This is a genomic window from Cellulosimicrobium sp. Marseille-Q8652, assembly GCF_965112045.1.
This window is the reverse complement of record NZ_CBCOPS010000002.1, coordinates 297,674-322,797: the sequence shown is the minus strand read 5'-3', so window position 1 is coordinate 322,797 and position 25,124 is coordinate 297,674. Positions and strand designations below refer to the sequence as shown.

Genomic DNA, 25,124 nt, shown 5'->3' with positions numbered 1-25,124 from the left:
GACGAGCCCGGTCCGCCGCCGGGTCGTGCTCGGGCGCGTCGTCAGCGGCGCACGTGGCCGTACCGGTGCGTCGTGCGGCTCACGGCCTGCTCGTGGAGCACCGCGAGCATCTCGCGGCGACCGCTCGCGACGACCGGCTGGTCGAGCACCGTCACCTCGCCGACGCGCTCCGCGGCGGCCTCGCGCAACCCGGCCGACGAGCCGACGACGCGCACCCGGCCCCGCACGCGGCCGTCGCCGACGCGGGCGGCGAAGTCCTCGTCGGTCACCTCGACCGCACCCCGCGCCCCCGGCGCCCCGGGGGCCGGCACGACGATCGCCGGCACGCCCGCGGTGCGCGCCGCGTGCAGGACCCGCTCGACCTCGGCCGGCACGGCGTCGGAGCCCACCCGGACGGTGAGGACGTCGACCGGCCGGTACCGGAAGACGTTCGACTCGGCCTGCAGGTCCGAGGGGTCGTGGTCCACGGAGAACTCGTCCGCCCACCACCGGGCGTCGTCCGCCTTCGCCCACGCGAGCCACCGCTCCGGCGCGACGTCGCGCGCGGGCGGGAGGCCGCCGTCGGGAGCGTCCTGCGACGACGCAGGGACGCCCGCGATCTCGTCGGCCCACCGGCCGAGCTGCGCCACGTAGTTCGGGCCGCCCGCCTTGGCGCCCGGCCCGACGGCCGACTGCTTCCAGCCGCCGAACGACTGGCGCTGCACGATCGCACCGGTGATGTGGCGGTTGACGTACGCGTTGCCGACCTCGACCGCGTCGAGCCAGCGGGCGACCTCGTCGTCGTCGAGGCTGTGGATGCCGCCCGTGAGGCCGAACGGGACGGCGTTCTGCAGCGCGATCGCGTCGTCGAGCGTCGCGGCCGTCATGATGCCGAGGACCGGCCCGAAGTACTCCGTGAGGTGGAACGCCGACCCGGGGCGCACCCCCTCCTTGAGGCCCGGCGTCCAGAGCCTGCCCGCCCCGTCCTCGCCGGCGTCCAGGCAGCGGGGCTCCACGAGCCAGGACTCGCCCTCCTCGAGCGTCGTCAGCGCGCGCAGGAGCTTGCCGGACGCGGGCTCGGTCAGCGGGCCGGTCGTCGTCGACAGGTCGGTCGCCGGGCCGACGACGAGCGAGCGCACGGCGTCGACGAGCTGGCGCCGCACGCGGCGCCCCGTCTCGGTGCGCGGGTCTCCCGCGGAGCCGACGAGGATCGCGAGCGACGCCGCCGAGCACTTCTGCCCCGCGTGCCCGAACGCCGAGCGCACGAGGTCCGCGACCGCGAGGTCGAGGTCCGCGGACGGCGTGACGACGAGCGCGTTCTTGCCGGACGTCTCCGCGAGCACCGGGCGCTCCGGCTTCCAGCGCGCGAAGAGCTGGGCCGTCTCGATCGAGCCCGTCAGCACGACCCGGGCGACGCCGTCGTGCGTGACGAGGTGGGTGCCACGCTCGTCGTCGGGCACGCGGACGTACTGGACCACCTCGGCGACCGTGCCCGGCTCCAACCCGGCGGCGGCGAAGGGCTCGGGGTCGGCCGCGAGGGCGTCGCGGAGGCCGGCGTGGATCGCGTCGACCGCGACCTCGAGGCAGCGCGGCGTCGGCGGTGCGGGCTTGGCGACGACGGCGGACCCGGCCGCGAGCGCCGCGAGGACACCGCCGACGGGGATCGCGACGGGGAAGTTCCACGGCGGGGTGACGAGCGTGACGCCGTCGGGCGTGAACCGCGCTCCCGGGTAGGCACCGGACGCCGGGTCGAGCTCGGCGGCCCGGTCCGCGTAGTAGGCGGCGAAGTCGACGGCCTCGCTCACCTCGGGGTCGGCCTCGGCGACGGTCTTGCCGGGCTCGTGCACCATGGCGGCGACGAGGTCGGTGCGCGCCTCCTCGAGGCGGCGTGCGACGGCGCGCAGCGCGACGGCGCGCGCGGCCGGCGTGACCCGGGACCAGGCCGCGGTGGCGCGCCCGGCCCGGGCGACGACGTCGTCCACCTCCGCCGTGGACGCGAGCTCGGGCGTCCGGACGGGCACGAACCCGCTGTCCGGGCCCGTGACGTGCGCCGCCCACGCGCGGTGCTCCGCGACGGCCGGGTCGGTGTCGGCCGCGTTGGCGAACCCCGGGTCGTCGGCCACGCGGACGTCCTCGTGACGCACGGACCGGGGTCCGGCGCCGGCGCGGGGCTCGACCGCGGGCGCCGGCGCCGTGCGCGGGCGGCGGCGGGGCGTCACGTCGGCCTCGGTGTGGTGGACGCCGTGGTGCACGGACGCGCGGAACGCGTCCTCCTGCCGCTCCATCGCGCTGCGCCCGTCGCCGGCGAACATCGCGTGGAGGAAGTTCTGCTCGGCGGCGTTCTCCTCGAGCCGGCGCACGAGGTAGGAGATCGCGACGTCGAAGTCCTCGTCGCGCACGACCGGGGTGTAGAGCACCACCCGGCCGCCCCGCCCGGCGTGCGGCTCGGCCTGCGCCCGGTCCCGCGCGACCTCGTCGCGCACCGCGCGCGCCTCTCCCGGCGCCATGCCCTGGAGCATCTCGACGTCGAGCGCGTGGCTCACGCCGCGCGCGCGGCCCAGCAGCACGGCGAGCGCGACGTGGAAGAGGTTGTGGCTCGCGACGCCGATCCGGACGGCGTCGGCGCGCGGAGCGCGCAGCGCGTGGTCGAGCAGGCGGACGTAGTTCGCGTCGACGTCGGGCTTCGTCGGGTAGGGCGCCTGCGGCCACCCGTGCAGCTCGGCCTCCACGGCCTCCATCGCGAGGTTCGCGCCCTTGACGAGACGGACCTTGATCGGCGCTCCCCCGGCGGCGACGCGCTCGGTCGCGAACGCCGTCAGGCCGTCGAGCGCGCCGAGGGCGTCGGGCAGGTACGCCTGGAGCACGATCCCGGCCTCGAGGTCGCGGAGCTCGTCGCGGCCGAGGACCGCGCGGAACACCTCGGTGGTCAGCGCGAGGTCGCGGTACTCCTCCATGTCGAGGTTGAGGAACACGCCGTGGTCGCGCGCCGCCCGGTACAGGGGCAGCAGGCGCTCGACGACCCGGTCGCGCGACCCCTCGAGGTCCCACGTGACGAGCTGGGACGCCACCGAGGACACCTTGACCGACACGTAGTCGACGTCGGGACGCTCGACGAGGGCGATCGTCCGCTCGAGCCGCGCCCGGGCCTCGTCCTCGCCCAGCACCGCCTCGCCCAGGAGGTTGACGTTGAGCGCGTAGCCCTCCTCGCGCGTACGGGCGAGGTGCGCGCCGAGGCCCTTCCCGGCGTCGGCCACGAGGTGGCCCACGAGCTGTCGCAGGCGCACGCGCGCGGCGGGCACGACGACGCCCGGCAGCACGGGTGCGACGCCCGCCCCGACGCGCAGGAGCGTCCGGTCCACGGGCCCGAGGAAGGAGCCCGCGCTCCCCGCGAGCTCGCCGATCCGGGCGAGCGCGCGCGCCGCGACGCGCGCGTCCTGGGGGCGCGCGACGTCGTCGACGAACCGGACGGCGAGCTCCAGCCCGGCCGGGTCGGAGACGAGGGCGCCGAGCCGCTCCGCCGTCCGACGCTCGCGGGCCTGCGCGCGCGCGTCGCCCGTCCCCTCGCTCGCGGCGAGCCAGCGGCGGGCCAGGTCGACCGCGTCGTCGACGAGGTCCTCGGGCGAGGTGAGGGTCGTGGCGGCGGCGGCTCCGGGGGTGGGGAGAGGCCGCGTGGTGGCGTCGTCGCTCATCCCTCCAGCGTGCCTCTCCGCGCGCGCCCTGTCTTGTACGATCCGGGACGACATGGCACACCTCCGCGACAACGCCGACCCGCTGCGGCACCCCGCCGGCACGGCGACCGCGGACGCGCTCCTCGCGGCGCTCAGCCCGGCGATGGTCGCGCTCATGGACGAGCTGCCCGACACGATGTTCTGCGCGAAGGACGTCACCGGGCGCTACGTCGCCGTGAACCCCGTGTTCGTCGCACGGACCACGGAGCGCTCGCGCCGCGCCGTCGTCGGTCGGCGCGCGGGAGACCTGTTCGTGCCCCAGCTCGCCGAGCGCTACGAGCAGCAGGACGCCGAGGTGCTGCGCACGGGCCGCCCGCTGCGGGGCGAGCTCGAGCGCATCCGCCGGCTCGGCGGCACGTCGGGCTGGTTCCTCACCGCGAAGCTGCCCGTGCACGACGACGCCGGCCGGCTCGTCGGGCTCGTGTCCGTCTCGCACGACCTGCGGGCGGGCGCGGCCGACGACGCGACGATGGCGTCGCTGTCCGCGCTCGTGGCCGCGGTCGAGGCGGATCTCGGCGCACGCTGGACGGCGGAGCTCCTCGCGGCGGCCGCGGGCTGCACGCCGTCGACGCTCGAGCGCCGGGTGCGGCGCGTCTACGGCGTGACCCCGCGCCAGCTCGTGCTGCGCACGCGCGTCGACCGGGCGACCCGGCTCCTCGCCGCGCGCGAGGGGTCGATCGCCGAGGTCGCGGCGGCGTCGGGCTTCTACGACCAGCCGTCGTTCACGCGTACCTTCGCGCGCCTCACGGGAGAGACCCCCGCGCAGTACCGCCGGCGCACCGCGCGCTGAGCCCGCGCCGGGTGGCGAGGGACGGCGTCGGGCACGAAGACTGGTCCCCATGACCACAGGACCCGACACCTCACGACCCGACACCTCCGGCATCCCCACCGCGACCCTCCCCGGCGGGGAGATCCCGCTCCTCGGCCTCGGCACCTGGCAGTCCGAGGGCGACGACGCCTACCGCTCCGTGCGCCACGCGCTCGACGTGGGCTACCGGCACGTGGACACCGCGACCGGCTACGGCAACGAGTCGCAGGTCGGCCGGGCGCTCGCCGGGTCGGGCGTCGACCGCGCCGACGTGTTCGTCACGACGAAGCTCCCGCCGGACGCCGCCGGGAAGGAGCGCGAGACGCTCGAGGCGTCGCTGCGCGACCTCGGCACCGAGTACGTCGACCTGTGGCTCATCCACTGGCCGCCGTCGGGCGAGGCGTCGCCGTGGGTCTGGGAGCGGTTCGTCGAGCTGCGGAACGAGGGCAAGGTCCGATCGATCGGGGTGAGCAACTACTCCGTCGAGCAGGTCGACATCCTCTCCGCGCAGGTCGGCGAGACGCCCGCCGTGGACCAGATCCCGTGGAGCCCCGCGGACTACGACCGGAAGGTCGCGTCGGAGCTCACGACGCGCGGCGTGGTGCTCGAGGGGTACAGCCCGTTCAAGCGGACCGACCTCGACGCCCCGGTGCTCGCCGAGGTCGCCGCGGCGCACGGCGTCACGCCGACGCAGGTCGTGCTGCGCTGGCACCTCGACCACGGGTTCGTCGTCATCCCGAAGTCCGTCACGCCGGAGCGGATCGAGGCGAACTTCCAGGTCACCGGCTTCTCGCTCACCGCCGAGGAGCGCGCCGCGGTCGACGCGCTGGGCGGCTGACCACGGGCTGCGTGCCCCGCGGGCCGCGGTAGCGTGGTCCCGGACCCGGCACACCCCCGCCGGGCCCGGGACCACCTCGAACCGGAGGACCAGTGACGACGACGTCAGCACCCCAGACGACCCTGCCCGCCGAGACCGCGGCACCGCCCGCGCCCGGCCCGCGCGACGACGCGCCGCTCGCGGGGCGCGCGCCCGACGCCGGCTCGCCCCTCGCCACCGCCCACGCCCAGCTCGCCGGCGCGGTCGGCTTCCTCGGCTACGACGACGGCCTCCACCAGATGCTCGCGACGCCGCGGCGCGAGGTGAACGTGGCCGTCCCGCTGCGCCGCGACGACGGCCGCACGGTCCTGTTCCACGGCTACCGCGTCCAGCACAACGTCTCGCGCGGGCCCGGCAAGGGCGGGTTGCGCTACTCCCCCGGCGTCGACCTCGACGAGGTCCGGGCGCTCGCGATGTGGATGACGTGGAAGTGCGCGCTCGTCGACCTGCCCTACGGCGGCGCCAAGGGGGGCGTGACGATCGACCCGCGCGAGCACTCCGACGCGGAGCTCGAGCGCGTCACGCGCCGCTACACGTCGGAGATCATGCCGGTGATCGGGCCGGAGCGGGACATCATGGCGCCCGACATGGGCACCAACGAGCAGACGATGGCCTGGGTCATGGACACCTACTCGGTGAACCAGGGGTACACGATCCCCGGCGTGGTCACCGGCAAGCCCATCACCGTCGGCGGCTCGCTCGGCCGCACGACGGCGACCTCCGCCGGCGTGGTGCACGTGACGAGCGCTGCGCTCGCCGAGGAGGACGCCGACCTCTCGGACGTCAGCGTCGCCATCCAGGGCTTCGGCAAGGTCGGGTCGCACGCGGCGGCGATCTTCGCGGCGCGGGGGGCGCGCGTGGTCGCCGTGTCCGACCAGTACGGCGGCGTGCACGACCCCGACGGCCTCGACGTGCGGGGTCTGCTCGAGCACGTGGGCGCGACGGGCAGCGTCGTGGGGTTCGAGCGCGGCGAGGCGATCGCCAACGACGCGCTGCTCGCGCTCGAGGTCGACGTGCTCGTCCCGGCCGCGGTCGGCGGCGTGCTCGACGAGGACTCCGCGGGACGGGTCCGCGCGCGGTGGGTCGTCGAGGGCGCCAACGGGCCGACGACGGCCGAGGGCGACCGCGTCCTGGCGAAGAACGGGGTGACCGTGGTCCCCGACGTGCTCGCGAACGCGGGCGGCGTCGTCGTCTCCTACTTCGAGTGGGTGCAGGCGAACCAGGCCTACTGGTGGACCGCGCAGGAGATCGGCGAGAAGCTCGAGCACCGGATGCAGCACGCGTACGACGAGGTGTCGTCGTTCGCGCGGCGCGAGGAGCTGAGCCTGCGCGACGCGGCGCTCGTCATCGGCGTGCAGCGCGTCGCGGAGGCGCACCAGATCCGGGGCCTGTACCCGTAGCCTGCGGGCGGTCCTGCCGCCGTGCCGGGCGTCGGCTCAGCCGCGGCGGCGCACCACGACCGCTGCGAGCGCCGCGACGAGCGCGACGGCCGACGCCGCGGCGGCGGCCCAGGCCACCGTCGTGTCCTCGAGCGGTCCCGTGAAGCGCCCCGCGGCGATCCACGCGAGCCCCCACGACATGGCGAGGCCGATGCCGAGGGCGAGCGCGCGACGGCGTCCCGTGAACGCCGCCCAGGCCACGGCGAGCGCCGCGGCGAGCGCGACCAGGACGACGGACCATCCCGTGGCGCCGAGGCCGAGGTCGCCGACCCCCGCGTCGGCGAGCGTCGCGGCGACGTTCGCGAGCGTCGCGACGCTCACCCACCCGGTGTAGAGGCCGACGGTGCCGTCGAGCACGACGGCCTGCACCCGGCTGTCGGGCGTGCTGCGGACGAGGCGCACGACGATCACGGCGAGGACGGCGAGGAGGGCCGCGATCACCGCGACGCTCGCGGGGAGCCAGCCGGCCTGGACCACGCCGATCCATGCCGCGTTGAGCACCATCGAGGCGAGCACCCACCACGCGGTCGCGCGCAGGCGTGGCGTCGCGGCGTGGCGCGGGAGCACCTGGTAGACCGCGAACACGAAGAGCCCGAGGTAGATCACGGACCAGATGCGGAACGCCGGGTTGTCGGGCGCGACCGGCGTCGCGTCGGCCGAGAGCGCTCCCCCGGCGGTCTGCTCGACGGCCGTGCCGCCGAACGCGCCCGCGCCGTACGCGGCGGCACCGGCGGCGACGAGGGAGCCGACGAGCACGACGACCTGGCGGACCCGGTCGGTGGTCGTCGGAGGGACGGTCAGGGACGAGGAGGCGGCTGCAGTCGTCATGGCTCCAGCCTGACATCGCTCAGCATGCTGAGCATCTTGGGAGGGTCGTCCCCGGACGCCGCTGGTCCGGACCGCCTGCGAGGCGCTAGGCTCCGGCGCCAGATCGCCGCACAGGCGCGGCGCACGTGAAAGGCACGCCCGTGACCACGACCCTGCGCGCAGCGCTCTCGGTCCTCCTCCTCGTCGGCTTCTACGTCCTCGCGCTCGGCGCCGTGGTCGGTCTGGGCGCCGCGAGCGTCTGGGCCTTCTCCGAGCACGCCGGGGCCGGCGCGGCCAAGCTCGGCTTCCTCACCGTCGTCGTCGCGATCGGTCTCGTCGTCGCGCTGTGGCGGGTGGCCCGGGCGGAGAAGCACCCGCCGTCGGGCGTCCTGCTCGACGAGCACGACGCACCCGAGCTCTGGGCCACGGTGCGCGAGCTCGCGCAGGTGGCCGACACGCGCGCGCCGGACGAGATCCGCCTCGTCGCGGACGTCAACGCGGCGGTCAACGAGGAGACCCGGCTGCTCGGTCTCGTGGGCGGCACCCGGCGCCTGTTCCTCGGCGTCCCCCTGCTCCAGGGCCTCGACGCCGCCCAGCTCCGGTCGGTCCTCGCGCACGAGCTCGGGCACTACTCCCGCTCGCACACGCGCCTCGGCCCCCTCACCTACCGCGGGCGCGAGGCGATCGTCGCGACCGTCCAGCAGCTCCGGGGCAACGTCGTCGGCTGGCTCCTCATGCAGTACGCGAAGCTCTACCTCCTCGTGTCCGCCGCCGTGAGCCGCCGCCAGGAGCTCGAGGCGGACGAGCTCTCCGTCCGCGCCGCCGGCCGGGCGACCGCGCAGTCCGCGCTGCGCGAGCTGCCGACGCTCGACGCCGCGTGGGGCTTCTACACCGCGCGGTACGTCGGCCTCGGGTGGGACCACGGCTACGCCCCCGCCCCCGCGGACGTCTTCGACGGGTTCTCGCGGCTGCTGGACGCACGCGCCGAGGAGATCTCGACGCTGCGTACCGACGCCCCGCCCGCCGACCAGTCCCGCTGGGACAGCCACCCGTCGATCGCCGCGCGCGTCGCGGCCATGGAGACGATGCCCGACGGCGAGGTCGCGACCGACCGCAGGCCGGCGACGGCCTTCGTCCCGGCGTTCGCCGAGCGCGCGGCGCAGGTCGCCGAGGAGCAGGTCGACTACGGCTCGCGGGCCCGGCTCGGGTGGGACGCGCTCGTCGCGACCACGATGCCGCTGCACGACCAGCGCCTGGCGGACACGCTCTACCGGGCCGTCGGCCGCGCCGCCGGCACGGGGCGCGGCGACCTCTCGGCGCTCCTCGACGTGGTCGCGGCGGGGCGCCTCGACGCCGTGCGCCGCGACCTCGTGCCGAACCACCCGCTCCCCGAGGCGCGCGAGGAGCTCGTCGCGGCGACGACCGCCGCGCTGCGCGCCGCCGCGGTCACGTCCCGGGTCGCGTCCTGGCAGGCGTCCTGGTCCGGGCCGGCGCGCCTCGTCAGCACCTCCACCGGCGCGGAGCTCGACCTCGAGCCCGTCGCGCGTCAGGCGCTCGACGCGGCCACCGCCCCGGCGGCGCGCGAGCGGCTCCTCGAGCTCGGAGTCGACGTGGCCGCCGCGGCGCAGGTCGCCGAGACGGCGACCGCGCACGGCGGCGAGATCGTGGGCGGGCTGGCGAACGTCAAGGTCGACGGCGCGCCCCACGACGTCCTCGTGCTCGACAACGGCCTGATCCTCGTACCGTCACCGAAGAAGACCGAGGGCGGCAAGGCCCGGCTCGTCGGGCTCGTGCAGTCGGCACCCGTGGACCGGCTCGCCGCCGCCCACCGCTTCCTCGCGTACGAGGAGATCGCGTCCGCGGTCGTGCGCAAGGTCACGCCCGCGCGGGTCGAGCTCACGCTGCACGACGGGACGACCGTCTCGCTGCACGAGACCTGGTCGGGCGAGCGGCTCACGAAGGACAGCGACGAGGCCCTCGTGGCGCACGTCGCACCGTACGTGCGCGAGGGCGAGCCCGACGCGGTCCCCGCGGGGTGAGCCCCGGGCGGCCGGCCGCGCGCCTCAGGCGAACGGCGCCTCAGGCGAACGGCTGGCGGTCCGCCCACGCGGTGAGCGCCGTGCGCGGCCCGGTGAAGAACGGGACCTCCTCGCGCACGTGACGGCGCGCCTCGGTGTTGCGCAGCTCGCGCATGAGGTCGACGATGCGGTGAAGCTCGTCCGCCTCGAACGCGAGGATCCACTCGTAGTCGCCGAGCGCGAACGAGGCGACCGTGTTGGCGCGCACGTCCGGGTAGTCCTTCGCCGCCAGGCCGTGGTCGCGCAGCATGGTGCGGCGCTCGGCGTCGGGCAGCAGGTACCAGTCGTAGGAGCGCACGAACGGGTAGACGCTCAGGTAGTCCCGCGGCGCCTCGCCCGCGAGGAACGCGGGGACGTGCCCCCGGTTGAACTCGGCCGGGCGGTGCAGCGCCACGTTCGACCAGACGGGCTCGAGGTGGGCGCCGAGCCCGCTCTGGCGCAGGCGCTGGTACGCGCCCTGGACCGACTCCACGGTCGGGCCGTGCCACCAGACCATGAGGTCCGCGTCGGAGCGCAGGCCCGCCACGTCGTACCAGCCGCGGACCACGAGGTCGCCGTCCGTCGCGGCGGGGTCGTCGCCGCCGCCGACGGCGTCGAGCGCCTGCGTGGGGGGCGGCCCGCTCCTCGGGGTGGGCGGGCAGGGGCGCCGCCGTCGCGAACACCGACCACATCGCGTAGCGGATGGTCGAGTTGATCTGGTCGTGGTCGGCGGGGACGCGGGCGGCGTCGCTCATCGGGGGTCCTCTCGGGTGGCCGGGTGCCGGCGGGTCAGCTGTGGAGGTCGGTGCTGCAGAGCGCGGGGACGCCGCTCGGCTCGCCGTCGCGGCGCAGGCAGCAGCCCGGTGCGCAGACGGAGCGGAAGGGGGGCAGGCCACCGACGGTGGCCTGCTCGACGTCCTCGCCGCGCGCCATGGCCGCGCGCTCCAGGAGCAGGTCGACGAGCCCGCGCACGAAGGGCTCGCGCGTGCTGACCGTGCCGGCGCGGACGGCCGTCATCCCCAGCTTCTCCGCCGTCTCCAGGGCCTCGGTGTCGAGGTCGTAGGCGACCTCCATGTGGTCCGAGACGAACCCGATCGGGGACAGCACGACGTCGCGCACGCCGTCCTGCGCGAGCGCCTCGAGGTGGTCGTTGACGTCGGGCTCGAGCCACGGCTGGCTCGGCGGACCCGAGCGCGAGCAGTAGGCGAGGTCCCACGCCACCTCGTGGCCGAGGCGCTCGGAGACCCGGCCGGCGACCACGCGCGCGAGGTCGAGGTGCTGCTCGGAGTACGTCGCGAACGCGATGCGCGACGCCGCCTCCATCGTGTCCGGGATCGAGTGGGTGACGAACACGAGGCGGGCCGCGGCGCCGTCGCCGCCCTTCGCCGCGAGCGCGGCGTAGCCGTCGAGGACCGCGTCGACGTTGCCCTGCGCGAAGCCCGGGTGGTTGAAGTAGGAGCGGATCTTGTCGAACCGGACCCCGGTGGACCCCTCGTCGTCGAGCTGGCCGCGCTCGCCGAGGACGACCGCGAGGTCCTCGCGGTACTGGCGGCACCCGGAGTAGGACGAGTAGGCCGACGTCACGAGCGCGACCGCGCGCTCGGCGCCGAGCGCCTCGAGCTCGGTGATCGCGTCGTCGGTGTACGGCTCCCAGTTGCGGTTGCCCCACACGACCGGCAGCTCGATGCCGCGGCGCGCGAGCTCGCCCTCGAGGGCCGCCTTGAGCGCGAGGTTCTGCTCGTTGATGGGGCTCTTGCCGCCGAAGCCGTAGTAGTGCTCGCCGACCTCCTCGAGGCGCGAGTCCGGGATCCCCCGGCCGACCGTGACGTTGCGCAGGAACGGCACGACGTCCTCGGGCTTGTTGGGCCCGCCGAACGAGTAGAGGAACAGCGCGTCGTACGGGCGGACGTCGGCGGCGGGCGAGGGGGCGGTCTGCGTCGCACCGGCCGGAGCGGCGTCGGCGGCGGCGTCCTGGGGGGAGAACGAGGGCATGGTCTCGATGATGTCACCGCCGCCGCCGCACGCCCGCCCGGAACCTGCCGATCCGGACGTGACATCGACCGGACACCGTGTCACCTCCCCCGAGTTGTGTACCCGGCCGTGCGACCTAGCGTGGGTCGGGTCCGGCGGCAGCGACGCCGCCGGCGCCGGCCCGCCGACGGCGGTGCCTCCCACCGCCGTGCGACCGCCGGAGATCCCGACGGGCGCAGGGGCCGACGACGCCGAGAGTCTCGAGGGAGAGCTCATGGATGCACGACGCACCACGTTCAGGTCCGGCGCGGCAGGGATCGCCGCGGGCATCGCGCTCGCCGCGGTCCTGCCCCTGGGCGGCGACGGCGACCGCGGGGGCGGCCACGGCCGTCCCGACGACCGCGGCGGGAGCGACCGCGCCCGCAACGTCATCTTCATCCAGGGGGACGGCCTCGGGCTGTCGCACCGCGAGGTGATCCGGCTCGCGACGGTCGGCACGGACGGGCAACTCGCCATGGACTCGCTCGAGCACGCGGGCTGGACGACGACCGACTCCGCCGATCCCGAGGACGCCGTCACCGACTCGGCCGCGGGCGCGACGGCGTTCGCGTCGGGCGTGCGGACCTACAACGGGGCGGTCGGGGTCGACGCCGCCGGGAACCCCGTGCCGACGCTCCTCGAGCGGGCCCGCCAGGCCGGCAAGGCGACGGGGCTGGTCACGACCGCGCAGGTCACCGACGCGACGCCCGCCGCGTTCGGCGCGCACGTGCCCGACCGCGGCGACCAGAGCGAGATCGCGCGCCAGTTCCTCGAGAGCTCGCGGCCCGACGTCATCCTGGGCGGCGGCGAGGACTGGTGGCTGCCCGCCGGTGACCCCGGCGCCTGGCCCGACAACCCGCCGAAGGACCGGACCGAGCAGAGCAAGGGCACGGAGGGCGACCTCGTCGCGCGCGCGCAGCAGCTCGGGTACACGTACGTGACCGACGCCGAGGGCCTCGACGCGGCGGGCCGCGGCAAGCTCCTCGGCCTGTTCGCCAACGAGGAGATGTTCGAGCAGCGCAACGAGGGCGAGGGCGACCTGTACGAGCCCGAGGTGCCGCTCGTCGACATGACCGCCAAGGCGCTCGACACGCTGTCGCGCGACCGCGACGGGTTCTTCCTCGTGGTCGAGGAGGAGGCGGTGGACGAGTTCGCCCACCGCAGCAACGCGACGCGCACGATCCAGGCGGGGCAGGCGCTCGACGAGACCGTCGCGCTCGCGCTCGACTTCGCGTCGCGGAACCGCGGGACGCTCGTGCTCGTGGTCGGCGACCACGCCACCGGCGGCCTCGCCATCGAGAACGTCGACGACGCGGACGAGGGCGGCGAGGGCGCGACGGCCGAGGACGGCCCGTTCGACCTCGCGGGCTCCGACCTGCAGTTCACGGTCGACTGGACGACGGGCGGCCACACGGGTGAGGCGACGCCGCTGACGGCGCAGGGCCCGAGCGCTGCGGACCTCACGGGCGCGCAGCGCAACACCGACGTCCACGACGTCGTGCTCCGCGCGATGGTCGGCCGGGGCCGCGGCTGAGGCGACCCGACCGCCGGGGCCGCGCGTCCGCCGTCGAGCACGACGTGGCGCGCGGCCGAGCACGACCTGGGTGCCGCTATCGGGCTGATCACGGCACCCAGGTCGTGTTCGGCACCAGCCCCGAGCCCGGCGGACGCCCGGCGCCCGGGCTCAGCCCTTGACCGCTCCCCCGAGGCCCGCGCCCTGGAGGAACATGCGCTGGAAGACGACGAACAGCGCCACCGGGATGAGCGTCGAGATCGCGAGGGACGCGAGGAACACCCCGAGGTCCGTCGTCGCCTCGATCGACGGCAGGCGCACGGACAGCGGCTGGATCTCCGGGTCCTTGAGCACGAGCAGCGGCCAGAGGAAGTCCTTCCACGCCGCGATGACGGCGAACACGGACACCACGCCGACGATCGGTCGCGACATCGGCAGCACGACCGACCAGAAGAGCCGGTAGGGACCTGCGCCGTCGACGCGCGCGGCCTCGAACACCTCGCGCGGCAGGCTGTCGAAGAACCGCTGGACGAGGAGCACGTTGAACGCGCTCGCGCCCGCGGGCAGCCAGACCGCCCAGAAGCTGTCGACGAGCGACTGCCCGAGCAGCGGAGGGTCGAGGATCGTCAGGTAGAGCGGGACGAGCAGCACGATCGCCGGGACGAACATCGTCGACAGCACGAGCGCCTGGACGACCCTGCCGTACCGCGGGCGCAGGACCGACAGCGCGTACCCGCCCGTCGTCGCGACGACGATCTGCGACGCCCACGACCCCACGGCGAGCCAGATGGTGTTGAGGAAGTAGCGGCTGACCTGGACGTCGTTCCACGCCTTGTCGAGGTTGTCCCACGCGATGCCGTTCGGGAAGACCGCCATGGGCGTGCGGAGGATGTCCTGCGTCGGGGTCACGGCGAACTTCGCGAGCAGGAGCATCGGCCCGAGGCCCGCGACGAGGAGGACCACGAGCAGCAGGACGTGGGTCGAGCCCATCCCCCACCGGACGCCCGGGCGGCGCCAGTCCGCCGCGGACAGCGCGCCGCGGTCCTCGACGCCGTCGAGCGCGCGGCGACGCCGGGCGCGTGCGCGGCGCTGCTCCGCCTCGCGGCGCGAGCGGCTCGCGTCGGACGCACGGCGCGCCGCGGCGTCGGGGCCCGGGCCGGTGCCGGGCGGCGCGGGCGTGCCGGCCGCGGCGGCCGAGTCCTGGGAGACCACGCCGATCTCGCTCGGGTTGTCGGTGGGCGAGAGGGTCATGACGTGCTCCAGGACCGGGTGAGCCGGAAGTAGGCCAGCGAGAAGACGGCCAGGACGGCCGCGAGCATGAGCGACAGGGCCGTCGCGGCGCCGTAGTCGCCGCCGAGGCTGTTCTGGAAGGCGTAGCGGTAGATGAGCAGCAGGACGGTCAGGGTCGCGTTGTTGGGCCCGCCGCCGGTGAACAGGTAGGGCTCGAGGAAGACCTGCGCGGTCCCGATGACCTGCAGGACGAGCGTGATGAACAGGACGCCGCGCAGCTGCGGCAGCGTGACGTGCCAGATCTTGCGCCACAGCCCCGCGCCGTCGACCTCGGACGCGTCGTAGAGCTCGGGCGGCACGCTCGTCAGCGCGGCGAGGTAGATGATGACCGTCGCGCCCGCGCCCGCCCACGTGGCGGCGAGGACGAGCGACGGCATCGCCGTCGACGCGTCCTGCAGCCAGGGGTAGGGCCCGAGACCGACCCAGCCGAGGATCGTGTTGAACACGCCCGTCGGGCTGCCGTTGTAGAAGAACTTCCAGAGCAGCACCGCGACGACCGGCGGCACGACGACCGGCAGGTAGGCGAGCGCCGAGTACAGGCCACGACCCCGGCGGACCTCGCGCACGAGGACCGCCGCGACGAGCGGGACCGGGTACCCGAACAGCAGCGCGAGGAACGCGAAGTACAGCGTGTTGCGCACCGCCTTCCACAGGAGCGGGTCGGCGAGCACCTGGCGGAAGTTGTCCAGCCCGACGAACGTCGGGTCGCTCACGAGGTTCGTCTCCTGGAAGCTCATGACCACCGCGCGCACGATGGGGAACCACGAGAAGAGCCCGAAGATCACGAGCAGCGGGAGCAGGAAGACGAGGTTGTGCAGCCCGCCGCCGCGCACCCACGTCGCCGGGCTGCGGCGTCGGCCGCCACGTCCGGCGCGGTGGGCGGGTCCGGAGGCCGGGTCCGCCCGCGCGTGCGTCGGGCGGGGCCGTGGCGGCGGTGCGGTGGTCGCGGTCACGAGGTGTCCTTCGGGTGCGGTGGAGGGTGCCCGACGGCGGGAGGTGCGTCCCGTCGTCGGGCACCGGCGGGTGCGGTCCGGCCGGTGGGGGCGCCACCGGCCGGACCGGTCGGCCGGGCCGTGCCGACGGTCCGTCAGCCCTGGTCGAGCAGGGCCTGCGCCTCCTGGTCGGCGCTCTCGAGGAGCGCGTCGACGTCGGCGTTCTCGTCGGTGAGGACCGCCTGCACGACCGGGTCGAGCAGCGCGTAGATCTCCTGCGTCTTCTGCGAGGGCTCGCCGACGAGCGGGAGGTCGAACATCGTGTCGGTGTAGCCCGTCATCTGGTCGAGCGGGACGTTGACGTAGTCCGCGATCCACTCCTGGTTCTGCTCGTACTGCTCCTGGGAGAACATCGGCAGGACGGGCGTGCCCACGGGCTGGTCGTTCGCGACGAGCGTCTCGGCGTCCGCGACGGCGCGGTCCTCGTCGACGAGCTTGGCGAGGTAGAAGAAGTCGATCCACTTGATCGCGGCCGCCTTCTTCTCCTCCTCGACGTCCGCCGGCATCGCGGCGAGCGTGCCGCCCGTGAGGACGCCCGCGTCGTCGCCCTCGAGCGGCAGCGCGGCGAGGCCGTACATGGCCGGGTCGATCGCGTTCGTCTGCACGAGCGCGGTGTAGACGTCGGAGCCCGACGTGTACATCGCGACCTGGCCCGCCGCGAACGCCTGGTTCATGGTGCCCCAGTCGAGGAGGAAGTTGCTCCCGAGGGAGTTGTCCTCCCACCGCATGGCCTGGAGCCACTCGAGCGCCTCCTTGGTGCCGTCGTTCGCGAGGGTCGACGTGGCGGTGCCGTCGTCGGCGACCTCCTGCGTTCGACCGCCGCGGGCGAACGTGTTGACCGTGAGCTGCCAGCCGCCCGTGTTGTTCTGCGACATCTGCATGTAGCCCGCGACGCCGGGGTTGGCGTCCGCGATCTTCTTCGCGGCCTCGCGGACCTCGTCCCAGGTGGTCGGCGGGTCGTCGGGGTCGAGACCGGCCGACTCGAAGAGCTGGCGGTTGTAGTGCAGGCCGACGCCGTACACGTTCTTGGCGGGGACCGCGTAGACGTGGCCGTCGGAGCCCGTGCCCGCCTCGATGATCGCGGGGTTGAACCTGTCGGCGTAGGGCAGGGTGCGGAACTGCTCGTCGAGGTCCGCGAGCTGCCCGTTCTCGACGAGCGTCTTCGCGTCGGTGAAGGGGATCTCGAAGACGTCGGGCAGCGTGCCGCCGGCGAGCTGGGGGGCGAACGTCGTCGCCTTCCACTCGTACTCCTCCGGCACGACGTCGATGTCGGGGTTCGCGGCCTCGAACTCCGCGACCTGGGCCTCGAAGGCGTCGATCGCCTCCTGCTCGGAGCCCGGCAGGAGGGAGACCACCTTGAGGGTGACCTTCCCGTCCCCGTCCGTGCCCTCGCCGCCGTCCTCGTCGCCCGAGCCGCTGCTCGAGCACGCGGCGAGCGTGCTGACCGCGAGCGCCCCTGCGAGGGTGAGGGCGATCGCCTGACGTGTGGACTTCATCGTCACTCCTGTGTCCGGTGGTGCGGGGTGTGCTGGGTGTGCTGCCTGCGGTGGTGGCCGGGCTGCCGGGGCTGGGTGCTCAGAGCCGGAGCCACACCGCGGTGTCGGTCACGAGCCGGCCGGGCGCGTCGTCGCCCCGGTGCGGCTCGCTGCGGAGGAGGACGTGCGCGCCGGCGGGCAGCGGCACGTCCTCGGTGCCGAGGTTGACGACGCACGCGACGTCCCCCCGGGAGAACGCGAGCACGTCGTCGCCCAGCGCGACGCCACCGAGGGTGTCGAGCCAGCGGAACGTCTCGCCGTGCAGCGCGCGCTCGGCCCGGCGGGTCGCGAGCACGCGACGGTAGAGGGAGAGCATCGACGCGTCGTCGTGCTCCTGGGCCTCGACGGACTGCTCGCCCCACCCGGTCGGCTGGGGCAGCCACGCCGGGGCGCCGCCGTCGGGCCCGAACCCGAACGTGGTGCCGCCGCGTGTCCACGGGAGCGGCACGCGGCAGCCGTCGCGGCCCGGGTCGACGCCGTCCGAGCGGAAGTGCATCGGGTCCTGGATCGTGTGGGGCGGGAGGTCCTCGACCTCGGGCAGACCGAGCTCGTCGCCCTGGTACACGTAGAGCGAGCCCGGCAGGGCGGCGGTGAGCAGTGCCGCGGCCCGTGCCCGACGGCGCCCGGTGGCCAGGTCGGTCGGCGTCCCGAAGCGCTTGCTGAGGAAGGCGAACGAGCTGTCCTCGCGCCCGTAGCGCGTCACCGGACGGGTCACGTCGTGGTTCGACAGGACCCACGTCGCCGGTGCGGAGACGGGCGCGTGGGCGTCGAGCGTCGTCTGGACGGACTCGCGCAGGGCCTTCGCGTCCCACGGGCGGGCCATGAAGTCGAAGTTGAACGCCGTGTGCATCTCGTCCGGGCGCAGGTACTGCGCGAAGCGCGCCCGGTCCGCGAGCCACACCTCGCCGATGAGGACGCGCGGCTCGTCGTAGGACTGGGCGACCGCGCGCCACGCGCGGTAGATGTCGTGGAGCTCGTCACGGTCGACGTGCGGGTGCTCGCCGGGCGCCGGGTGCGCGGGGACGACGTCGGGGAGCTCGGGGTCCTTGACGAGCTGCGCGGCGGAGTCGATGCGGATGCCGGCGGCCCCGCGGTCGAACCAGAAGCGCAGGATCTCCTCGTGCTCGCGGCGCACGTCGGGGTGGTTCCAGTTGAGGTCCGGCTGCTCGGGGGCGAACACGTGCAGGTACCACTCGCCCGGCGTGCCGTCGGGTTCCGTCGTGCGGGTCCACGTGGTGCCCTGGAACTCCGAGACCCAGCGCGTAGGGATCCGCGCGCCGTCCTCGCCCTTGCCGGGGTGGAACCAGAACCGCTCGCGCTCCGGGGAGCCCGGACCGGCGGCCAGCGCGGCACGGAACCACTCGTGCTCCGCGGACACGTGGTTGGGGACGACGTCGACGATGGTGCGGATCCCGAGCCCGCGCGCCTCGGCGATGAGCTGCTCGGCCTCGGCGAGCGTGCCGAACTGCGGGTCGATCGCGCGGTAGTCCGCGACGTCGTACCCGCCGTCGGCGAGCGGCGAGACGTACCAGGGCGTGAACCAGATCGCGTCGACGCCGAGGTCGCGCAGGTACGGCAGGCGGCTGCGGACGCCGGCGAGGTCCCCGGTGCCGTCGCCGTTCCCGTCCGCGAAGCTGCGCACGTACACCTGGTAGATGACCGCGGTGCGCCACCACTCCTGGCCGGGCTGGTCGTCGCTCACCGGGTCCTCTTCTCCTGGTCGGCGCTCCCGCTGCGGTGCGGGTGCCGTGCTGCGTGCGCCGTCGCCGCCTCCGGCGCCGGGACGGCCGTCGTCCGCAGGGCGGTGACGGCGTCGTCGAGCACGACAGTAACTAGGCGACAGGATCGACGCAAGAACCAGACATCGTCGTTATCGAAACGCTATCTCAGGGCGTCGAGAACGGTACGGTCTACGGCGTCCACGAGCACGGCGCCCGGGGTCGACGACGAGGCGACCGGTCCGCCGGACCGGTCGCCTCGGGTGGGGGCGCGAGCCCCGCAGGAGGGCGGAGCGGGCGCTACGGGGCGATCGGCTCGCGACCGGTCGAGCGCGCCGCCGCGGTCGACCGTCGCACGACGAGCTCGGGCTCGAACAGCAGCTCGTCCCGGGACACGTCGGCCCCCGCGATCATGCTCGCCAGCAGGTCGACCGCCGCGCGACCCATCGGCTCGATGGGCTGGCGCACGGTCGTCAGCGCGGGATCCGTGGAGTTCATGAGGTTCGAGTCGTCGTAGCCCACGACGGACACGTCGGCGGGCACGTCGAGCCCGGCGCGACGCACGGCACGCACCGCCCCGAGCGCCAGCGGGTCGCTCGCGCACACGATCGCCGTCGCGCCGGCCTCGAGCAGCCGGTTGGCCGCGGCCTGCCCGCTCTCGAGCGAGTACTGGCTGTGCACGACGAGCGCCGGGTCGAGCGTCAGCCCGTTGCGCTCCACGAACGAGTGCGCCGCCGCGAGCTTGCGCTCCGACGGCACGTGGTCCGCCGGCCCCAGCAGCAGGCCCACGCGCTCGTGCCCGAGCGAGAGCACGTGGCCCAGCGCCTGGTTCACGGCGACGAGGTCGTCGCACGAGACGCGGGGGAAGTCGAGGTCCTCGATGGACGCGTTCATGAGGACGACGGGCAGGCCGAGCTTCTCCAGGCGGCGGAAGTGGGCGTGGTCGGCCTGACGCTCGGCGTAGAACCCGCCGGCGAAGATCACGCCCGAGACGTGCTGCCCGAGGAGCAGGTCGATGTACTCGGCCTCGGTGACGCCGCCCGCGGTGCGCGTGCACAGCACGGGCGTGAAGCCCTGCTGGGCCAGCGCTCCCCCGATGACCTCGGCGAACGCCGGGAAGATCGGGTTGACGAGCTCCGGCAGCACGAGCCCGACGAGCCGCCCGCGCTCGCCGCGCAGCTTCGTGGGCCGCTCGTAGCCGAGGACGTCGAGCGCGGTGAGGACCGCGTCGCGCGTCGCCTGGGACACGCCCGGCTTCCCGTTGAGCACGCGGCTCACCGTGGCCTCGCTCACCCCGACCTTGGTAGCGACCTCCGCAAGACGTCTCGACATGTCGCCGACTATACGCGCGGCGCGCAAGCCGCTTGCGTGAACTGAACGTCGCGGCCCGCATCCTTGCGCTCGCCCTCCGCCACCCGCCGACCGCTCCGCCGAACCCCGGGGTGCGCATCGGCACCGGCGCGCCCGGAGGGGACACCCGACCGGGGTTCGGTGGGAGGGTGTCGCCCGAGGGTGCCTCCGGCTAGGCTCGTTCGGTGTCCTTCCAAATACCGCAGGGGCTGGTCCCGCGCCCCGTGTCGGTCCGCTCCGCGCCCGGCGTCACGACCGTCGCCACCGGGAGCCTCGTCGCCCACGACCCCGCGCTGCGGCCCGCGGCCCGCTGGTGGCGCCGGGTCACCGAGGACGCGTTCGACCTGGATCTGGTCCCCGCGCCCGACGACGCGGCCCGGCACGGCGCGGCCGCCACCACCGCGACGGTGCGGTTCGCGGTCGACGACTCCCTGCCGCCGTCGGGCTACCGGCTCACGGTGGACGACGCCGGCGTGCGCGTGGACGCCGCCGACCTCGACGGCGCGCACGCCGCCGCCCAGACGCTGCGCCAGCTCGCGGGCCCTGCCGCCTTCCGGCGCGCGCCCGCGCGTCCCGCGGGCGCCCAGCGGCTCGAGCTGCCGCACGTCACGATCACCGACCACCCCCGGTTCGCCTGGCGCGGCGTCCTGCTCGACGTCGCGCGCCACGTCCTGCCGAAGGCCGACGTGCTGCGCTTCGTCGACCTCGCGGCGGCGCACCGGCTCAACGTCGTGCAGCTCCACCTCACCGACGACCAGGGCTGGCGCATGGAGGTCCGGCGCCACCCGCGGCTGACCGAGGTCGGCGGGTGGCGGCGCGAGTCGGGCGTCGGGACGTGGCGGGCCGGCGTCGTCGACGGGCGGCCGCACGGCGGGTACTACACCCAGGACGACCTGCGGGAGATCGTCGCCTACGCGCGCGAGCGCGGCGTCACCGTCGTCCCGGAGATCGACGTCCCCGGGCACGTCGAGGCGGCCGTCGCCGCGTACCCGGAGCTCGGGACGCGCAAGCAGCCGCACGAGGTCCGTACGACGTGGGGCGTGAGCACCGAGGTGCTCGACCCGTCGGACGAGTCGCTGGCGTTCTTCCGGGACGTGCTCGACGAGGTCCTCGACGTGTTCGACGCCCCGTTCGTCGCGCTCGGCGGCGACGAGGTCCCGACGACCCTGTGGCGCGAGAACCCGGCGGTCGTCGCGCGGGCCGCGGCGCTCGGGCTCGACGACGTCCGCGACCTGCACGGGTGGTTCCTCGCGCGCCTCGCGGAGCACGTCACGACGCGCGGGCGGCGGGCCGTGGTCTGGGACGAGGCGTTCGGGCCCGCGCTGCCGCGCGACGTCGTCGTGACGTCGTGGCGCGGCTGGGCGGTCGGCGCGGACGCGCTCGCGGCGGGCCACGACGTCGTCATGGCGCCCGAGCAGGTCGTGTACCTCGACCACCGCGCCGGTGACGGACCCGACGAGCCCGTGCCGGTCGGCTTCCTCCGCACGCTCGACGACGTGTACGCGTTCGAGCCCCTCCCCGCCGGGCTGGGCACCGGACCGGGCACGCTGCTCGGCGGCCAGGCGCAGGTCTGGACGGAGCACCTCGACTCCGTCCGCCGCGTCGACTACGCCACCTTCCCCCGGCTCGCGGCGTTCGCCGAGGTCATGTGGTCCCCCGCCACGGACCGCTCGCCCGGGTCGGACGCCTCGCGCGCGTTCCGCGAGCGCCTCGAGGCGCACCACCTGCCCCGCCTCGACGCGTACGGCGTCGAGTACCGCCCGCTCGACGGCCCGCACCCGTGGCAGACGCGGCCCGGCGTGCACGGCTGGCCGCGCGACCTCGAGGCCGAGCTCGCCGCGGGCGGGCTCCGCGGTGTCGGCGGCTGGGTCGAGGGCGACGAGGACGCGGGAGGCCCCGCGTGAGGCCGGCGGCGCAGCGCTCCGCGGTCGCCGACGGTGCGCCGCTCGTCGTGCACGGCGCCCGCCTGCCGGCGGCCGACGGCGGGTTCTCCGGCCCGGTCGACGTAATGCTGGCCGGGGGTCGCGTCGCGTCCGTCTCCCCCGCCGGCCGCTCGACGGCGCTGCCCGACGGCGCGCGCCTCCTCGACGCCGGCGGTCGCCTCGCGCTCCCGGGCTTGATCGACGCCCACGTGCACGGGGCGGCGGCCGTCCTCGACGACGACGTCCAGCTCGCGATGCTGCGGCAGGGCGTCACGGGGATCGTCGTCGGGCAGGACGGGGTCTCGTACGCGCCGTCCCCTCCGGACGCCGCCCACGACGCCCACGCCTGGGCGAGCGCCTACTTCGCCGCGATCGACGGCGAGCACCCGACGTTCCGGGGCGGGTCCCTGGCCGACCTCCTCGCGACGTACGACGGCACCACGCGCGTGAACGTCGGGTCGCTCGCGGCCCACGGCACGATCCGGTACGCCGTGCTGGGCCCGGCGGCACGAGCAGCCACCGCGGCCGAGCGGGACCGCATGGTGGCGCTGCTCCGCGCGGCCCTCGACGACGGGGCGCTCGGGATGTCGACCGGGCTCGAGTACGTCCCGGCCGCGTACGCCGACGAGGACGAGGTCGTCGCGCTCGCCCGCGTCGTCGCGGCGCGCGGGCTGCCGCACGTGTCGCACATGCGCGGCTACGAGGACCGCGCCGGGCCGGCGTTCGCCGAGCTCGTGCGCATCGCGCGCGCGGCGGGCGTCGCGACGCACGTGTCGCACTACCACGGCCCCGCCGACGAGCTCGTGGGCTACGTCGACGACGCGCGCGCCGCCGGGCTCGACGTGACCTTCGACTCCTACCCGTACCTGCGGGGCTGCTCGATCCTCTCGATGGTGACGCTGCCGACCTGGCTCCCGATCGCCGACCCCGACGCGACCGTCGCGGCGCTGCGCGACCCGGCCGTCCTCGACCGGCTCCACCGCGAGCACCTCCCGGCGCTCGCGGACCTCTGGCCGCGCGTGACGATGGCCGCCGTGCCCACCGAGGACCTCGCGTGGGCGGAGGGCCTCGCCCTGACCGACGTCGCCGGCCGGCTCGGCCTCTCCCCCGCCGACGCCGCGGTCCGCCTCCTCGTCGCGACGCGACTGCGGGCGAGCTGCGTGTTCGCCCAGCCCCCGACGAGCTCCCCCGCGTCCGTGCGCGCCCTGCTCCGGCACCCGGCGCACGTCGGAGGCTCGGACGCGATCTACGCGCCCGTCGGCGGCGGGGGCCGCCCGCACCCGCGGGGCTGGGGCGCCTTCGCGCGCTTCCTCGCCGAGCACGTGCGTACGCTCGAGGACTGGACGTGGCACGACGCCGCGACGCACCTGTCCGCCGCCACGGCGCGACGCTTCGGCCTCGCGGACCGTGGGGCCCTGGTGCCGGGCGCGGTCGCCGACGTCGCGCTCGTCGACCCGGACCGGGTCCGGGACGAGGCGACGTACGAGCGGCCGCGCGTCCCGGCGTCGGGCATCGACGACGTGCTCGTGGCGGGCGTGCCCGTCCTGGTGGGTGGCGCCCTGACGGACGCGACCCCGGGACGCCCCCTGCGTCCGGGCCCGCGCCCGGGCCGGGGCGTCCCCGACCGTGAAGCCGACCAGAGGAGCACCGCATGACCACCGGAACCCCCGCACCGGGCGACCTGCGCGCGTGGGCGGGAGACGTCGTCGGGCCCCGGACCAAGGGCCTGCGCCTCGACGCCACCGCGACGGTGGCCGAGGTGCTGGCGCCCGTCACGGGCGACGCCGGCGCGACGCGACCGCCGCGCCTCACGGACGACGCCTTCTCCTGGCCGCTCCTCACGCTCGACGACGCGGCGCTCGACCACAACGTCGGCCTCATGGCGCGCCTGTGCGCGGAGCGCGGCGTCGAGCACGCCCCGCACGTGAAGACGGCCATGTCGCGCGCGCTGTACGCGCGCCAGGTCGCGGCGGGCGCGTGGGGCGCGACGGTCGCGACGCCCGCGCAGCTGCGCGCGGTGCGCGACTGGGGCAGCGAGCGGGTGTTCCTCGCGAACGAGCTCGTCGACCCGAGAGAGCTCGCGTGGCTGCGCCACGCGCTCGAGACGGCCGGGGCCCTCGAGGTGTGGCTGTACGTCGACTCGACCCGCGGCGTCGACCTCCTCTCCCGCGCGTTCGCGGGGGCCGACGCGGAGGTGCTCTCCCGGCTCGGCGTGCTGGTCGAGGTCGGCGTGCCGGGCGGACGCACGGGCGTGCGCAACGACGTCGAGGCCCTCGACGTCGCCCGCGCGGTGCACGCCACCGGCCTGCGCCTGCTCGGCGCCGCGGGGTACGAGGGCTCCGTCGCCGGCGGCACGAGCGCCGAGCAGCTCGACGCCGTCGCCGCGTGGTGCCGCCACCTGCGGGAGGTCGGCGCCGCGCTCGTGCGCTCCGGGCTGGCGGGGACGGACGAGCCGCTCGTGCTCTCGGCGGGCGGCAGCTCCTTCCTCGACGTCGTGCTCGCCGAGCTCCCCGGTCCCCTCTCCCCCGCCGAGGCGGGCGACCACTCCCGCGGCGAGGCGGTGGTGCTGGAGCGCGACGTCCGCGTCGTCGTGCGCTCGGGCGCCTACCTCACGCACGACCACGGGTTCTGCGCGCGCATGGACCCGTGGGACCGGATCCCCGGGGCCGAGCCCATGCACGCCGCCGCGACGGTGTGGGGCCAGGTCCTGTCCGTGCCGGAGCCCGGGCTGGTGATCTGCGGCGTGGGGCGTCGCGACGTGTCGTTCGACATCGACCTGCCCGTGGCGCTCGCGCTGCGCTCGCTGGGCGACGACGGCGAGCTGCGGCCCGCCCGCGAGCTCGCCGGCGCGCGCGTCACCGCGCTCAACGACCAGCACCTGTTCCTCGCGCTCGACCCGTCCGTGGACTCGCCCGCGACGTCGCACGTGCGCCCGGGCGACGTCGTCGGGTTCGGGATCTCCCACCCCTGCACGACGCTCGACCGCTGGCACGTCGCCGCGGTCGTGCGCGGCGACGAGGTCGTCGACCTCGTCACCACCGACTTCTGACGGACGCCCGCCCGGCGCACGCGCCGTCGCCCCCGCGTCCACGACATCCC

16 protein-coding genes and 1 pseudogene are annotated in these 25,124 nt (G+C 75.3%); 8 read left to right on the top strand and 9 right to left on the bottom strand.

Features of this window, described 5'->3' with window-relative positions:
• Positions 1-41: 41 nt before the first annotated feature.
• A complete protein-coding gene (locus ACWPWV_RS11435) occupies positions 42-3,668 on the bottom strand; it encodes a proline dehydrogenase family protein (RefSeq protein ID WP_454043113.1) in 3,627 nt (1,208 codons plus the stop codon).
• A gap of 52 nt (positions 3,669-3,720) precedes the next feature.
• Here ACWPWV_RS11435 and ACWPWV_RS11430 point away from each other — a divergent pair, with 52 nt between their 5' ends.
• The 3 genes from ACWPWV_RS11430 (at position 3,721) to ACWPWV_RS11420 (ending at position 6,792) form a co-directional block, all read left to right on the top strand.
• On the top strand, positions 3,721-4,497 hold the full coding sequence (locus tag ACWPWV_RS11430; protein ID WP_454043112.1) for a helix-turn-helix domain-containing protein: 777 nt from the start codon (positions 3,721-3,723) through the stop codon (positions 4,495-4,497).
• Positions 4,498-4,546: 49 nt separating this feature from the next.
• The gene (locus ACWPWV_RS11425; protein ID WP_454043111.1) at positions 4,547-5,353 is read left to right on the top strand and encodes an aldo/keto reductase; all 807 of its coding nucleotides are present in this window, start codon (positions 4,547-4,549) and stop codon (positions 5,351-5,353) included.
• Between the two features lie 92 nt (positions 5,354-5,445).
• On the top strand, positions 5,446-6,792 hold the full coding sequence (locus ACWPWV_RS11420) for a Glu/Leu/Phe/Val family dehydrogenase (RefSeq protein ID WP_454043110.1): 1,347 nt from the start codon (positions 5,446-5,448) through the stop codon (positions 6,790-6,792).
• A gap of 36 nt (positions 6,793-6,828) precedes the next feature.
• Here the strand turns inward: ACWPWV_RS11420 and ACWPWV_RS11415 are convergent, their stop codons facing one another.
• Complete coding sequence (locus ACWPWV_RS11415; RefSeq protein ID WP_454043109.1) at positions 6,829-7,659, bottom strand: tryptophan-rich sensory protein; 831 nt, start codon at positions 7,657-7,659, stop codon at positions 6,829-6,831.
• A gap of 140 nt (positions 7,660-7,799) precedes the next feature.
• Between ACWPWV_RS11415 and ACWPWV_RS11410 the strand changes: the two genes are divergently transcribed.
• The gene (locus ACWPWV_RS11410; protein WP_454043108.1) at positions 7,800-9,677 is read left to right on the top strand and encodes a M48 family metalloprotease; all 1,878 of its coding nucleotides are present in this window, start codon (positions 7,800-7,802) and stop codon (positions 9,675-9,677) included.
• Between the two features lie 40 nt (positions 9,678-9,717).
• Here the strand turns inward: ACWPWV_RS11410 and hemQ are convergent.
• Positions 9,718-10,450, bottom strand: a pseudogene (hemQ, locus tag ACWPWV_RS11405) (hydrogen peroxide-dependent heme synthase).
• A gap of 34 nt (positions 10,451-10,484) precedes the next feature.
• On the bottom strand, positions 10,485-11,687 hold the full coding sequence (locus tag ACWPWV_RS11400) for a ferrochelatase (RefSeq protein ID WP_454043107.1): 1,203 nt from the start codon (positions 11,685-11,687) through the stop codon (positions 10,485-10,487).
• A gap of 253 nt (positions 11,688-11,940) precedes the next feature.
• Here ACWPWV_RS11400 and ACWPWV_RS11395 point away from each other — a divergent pair, with 253 nt between their 5' ends.
• Positions 11,941-13,239 carry an alkaline phosphatase gene (locus tag ACWPWV_RS11395; RefSeq protein ID WP_454043106.1) on the top strand — a complete coding sequence of 433 codons (1,299 nt, stop codon included), beginning with the start codon at positions 11,941-11,943 and terminating at the stop codon, positions 13,237-13,239.
• Positions 13,240-13,389: 150 nt separating this feature from the next.
• Here the strand turns inward: ACWPWV_RS11395 and ACWPWV_RS11390 are convergent, their stop codons facing one another.
• The 5 genes from ACWPWV_RS11390 to ACWPWV_RS11370 form a co-directional block, all read right to left on the bottom strand.
• Positions 13,390-14,469 carry a carbohydrate ABC transporter permease gene (locus ACWPWV_RS11390; RefSeq protein ID WP_454043105.1) on the bottom strand — a complete coding sequence of 360 codons (1,080 nt, stop codon included), beginning with the start codon at positions 14,467-14,469 and terminating at the stop codon, positions 13,390-13,392.
• Positions 14,466-15,341, bottom strand: coding sequence for a carbohydrate ABC transporter permease (locus tag ACWPWV_RS11385; RefSeq protein WP_454044522.1), 876 nt, complete (start codon positions 15,339-15,341; stop codon positions 14,466-14,468). Before ACWPWV_RS11385 ends, ACWPWV_RS11390 begins: the two co-directional genes overlap by 4 nt.
• A gap of 254 nt (positions 15,342-15,595) precedes the next feature.
• Complete coding sequence (locus ACWPWV_RS11380; RefSeq protein WP_454043104.1) at positions 15,596-16,996, bottom strand: ABC transporter substrate-binding protein; 1,401 nt, start codon at positions 16,994-16,996, stop codon at positions 15,596-15,598.
• Between the two features lie 79 nt (positions 16,997-17,075).
• Positions 17,076-18,737, bottom strand: coding sequence for a glycoside hydrolase family 13 protein (locus ACWPWV_RS11375; RefSeq protein WP_454043103.1), 1,662 nt, complete (start codon positions 18,735-18,737; stop codon positions 17,076-17,078).
• A gap of 316 nt (positions 18,738-19,053) precedes the next feature.
• On the bottom strand, positions 19,054-20,085 hold the full coding sequence (locus tag ACWPWV_RS11370; RefSeq protein WP_454043102.1) for a LacI family DNA-binding transcriptional regulator: 1,032 nt from the start codon (positions 20,083-20,085) through the stop codon (positions 19,054-19,056).
• A gap of 203 nt (positions 20,086-20,288) precedes the next feature.
• On the opposite strand from ACWPWV_RS11370, the gene ACWPWV_RS11365 reads away from it, so the two are divergent.
• Genes ACWPWV_RS11365 through ACWPWV_RS11355 form a run of 3 tightly spaced genes read left to right on the top strand, consistent with a single transcriptional unit; the run spans position 20,289 to position 25,074 of the window.
• Positions 20,289-22,007, top strand: a complete 1,719-nt coding sequence (locus ACWPWV_RS11365) for a beta-N-acetylhexosaminidase (protein ID WP_454043101.1) — start codon at positions 20,289-20,291, stop codon at positions 22,005-22,007.
• Positions 22,004-23,680 carry an N-acyl-D-amino-acid deacylase family protein gene (locus tag ACWPWV_RS11360; RefSeq protein WP_454043100.1) on the top strand — a complete coding sequence of 559 codons (1,677 nt, stop codon included), beginning with the start codon at positions 22,004-22,006 and terminating at the stop codon, positions 23,678-23,680. Before ACWPWV_RS11365 ends, ACWPWV_RS11360 begins: the two co-directional genes overlap by 4 nt.
• Positions 23,677-25,074 (top strand): alanine racemase, encoded by a 1,398-nt coding sequence (locus ACWPWV_RS11355; RefSeq protein WP_454043099.1) that lies wholly within the window; start codon positions 23,677-23,679, stop codon positions 25,072-25,074. Before ACWPWV_RS11360 ends, ACWPWV_RS11355 begins: the two co-directional genes overlap by 4 nt.
• Positions 25,075-25,124 lie beyond the last annotated feature (50 nt).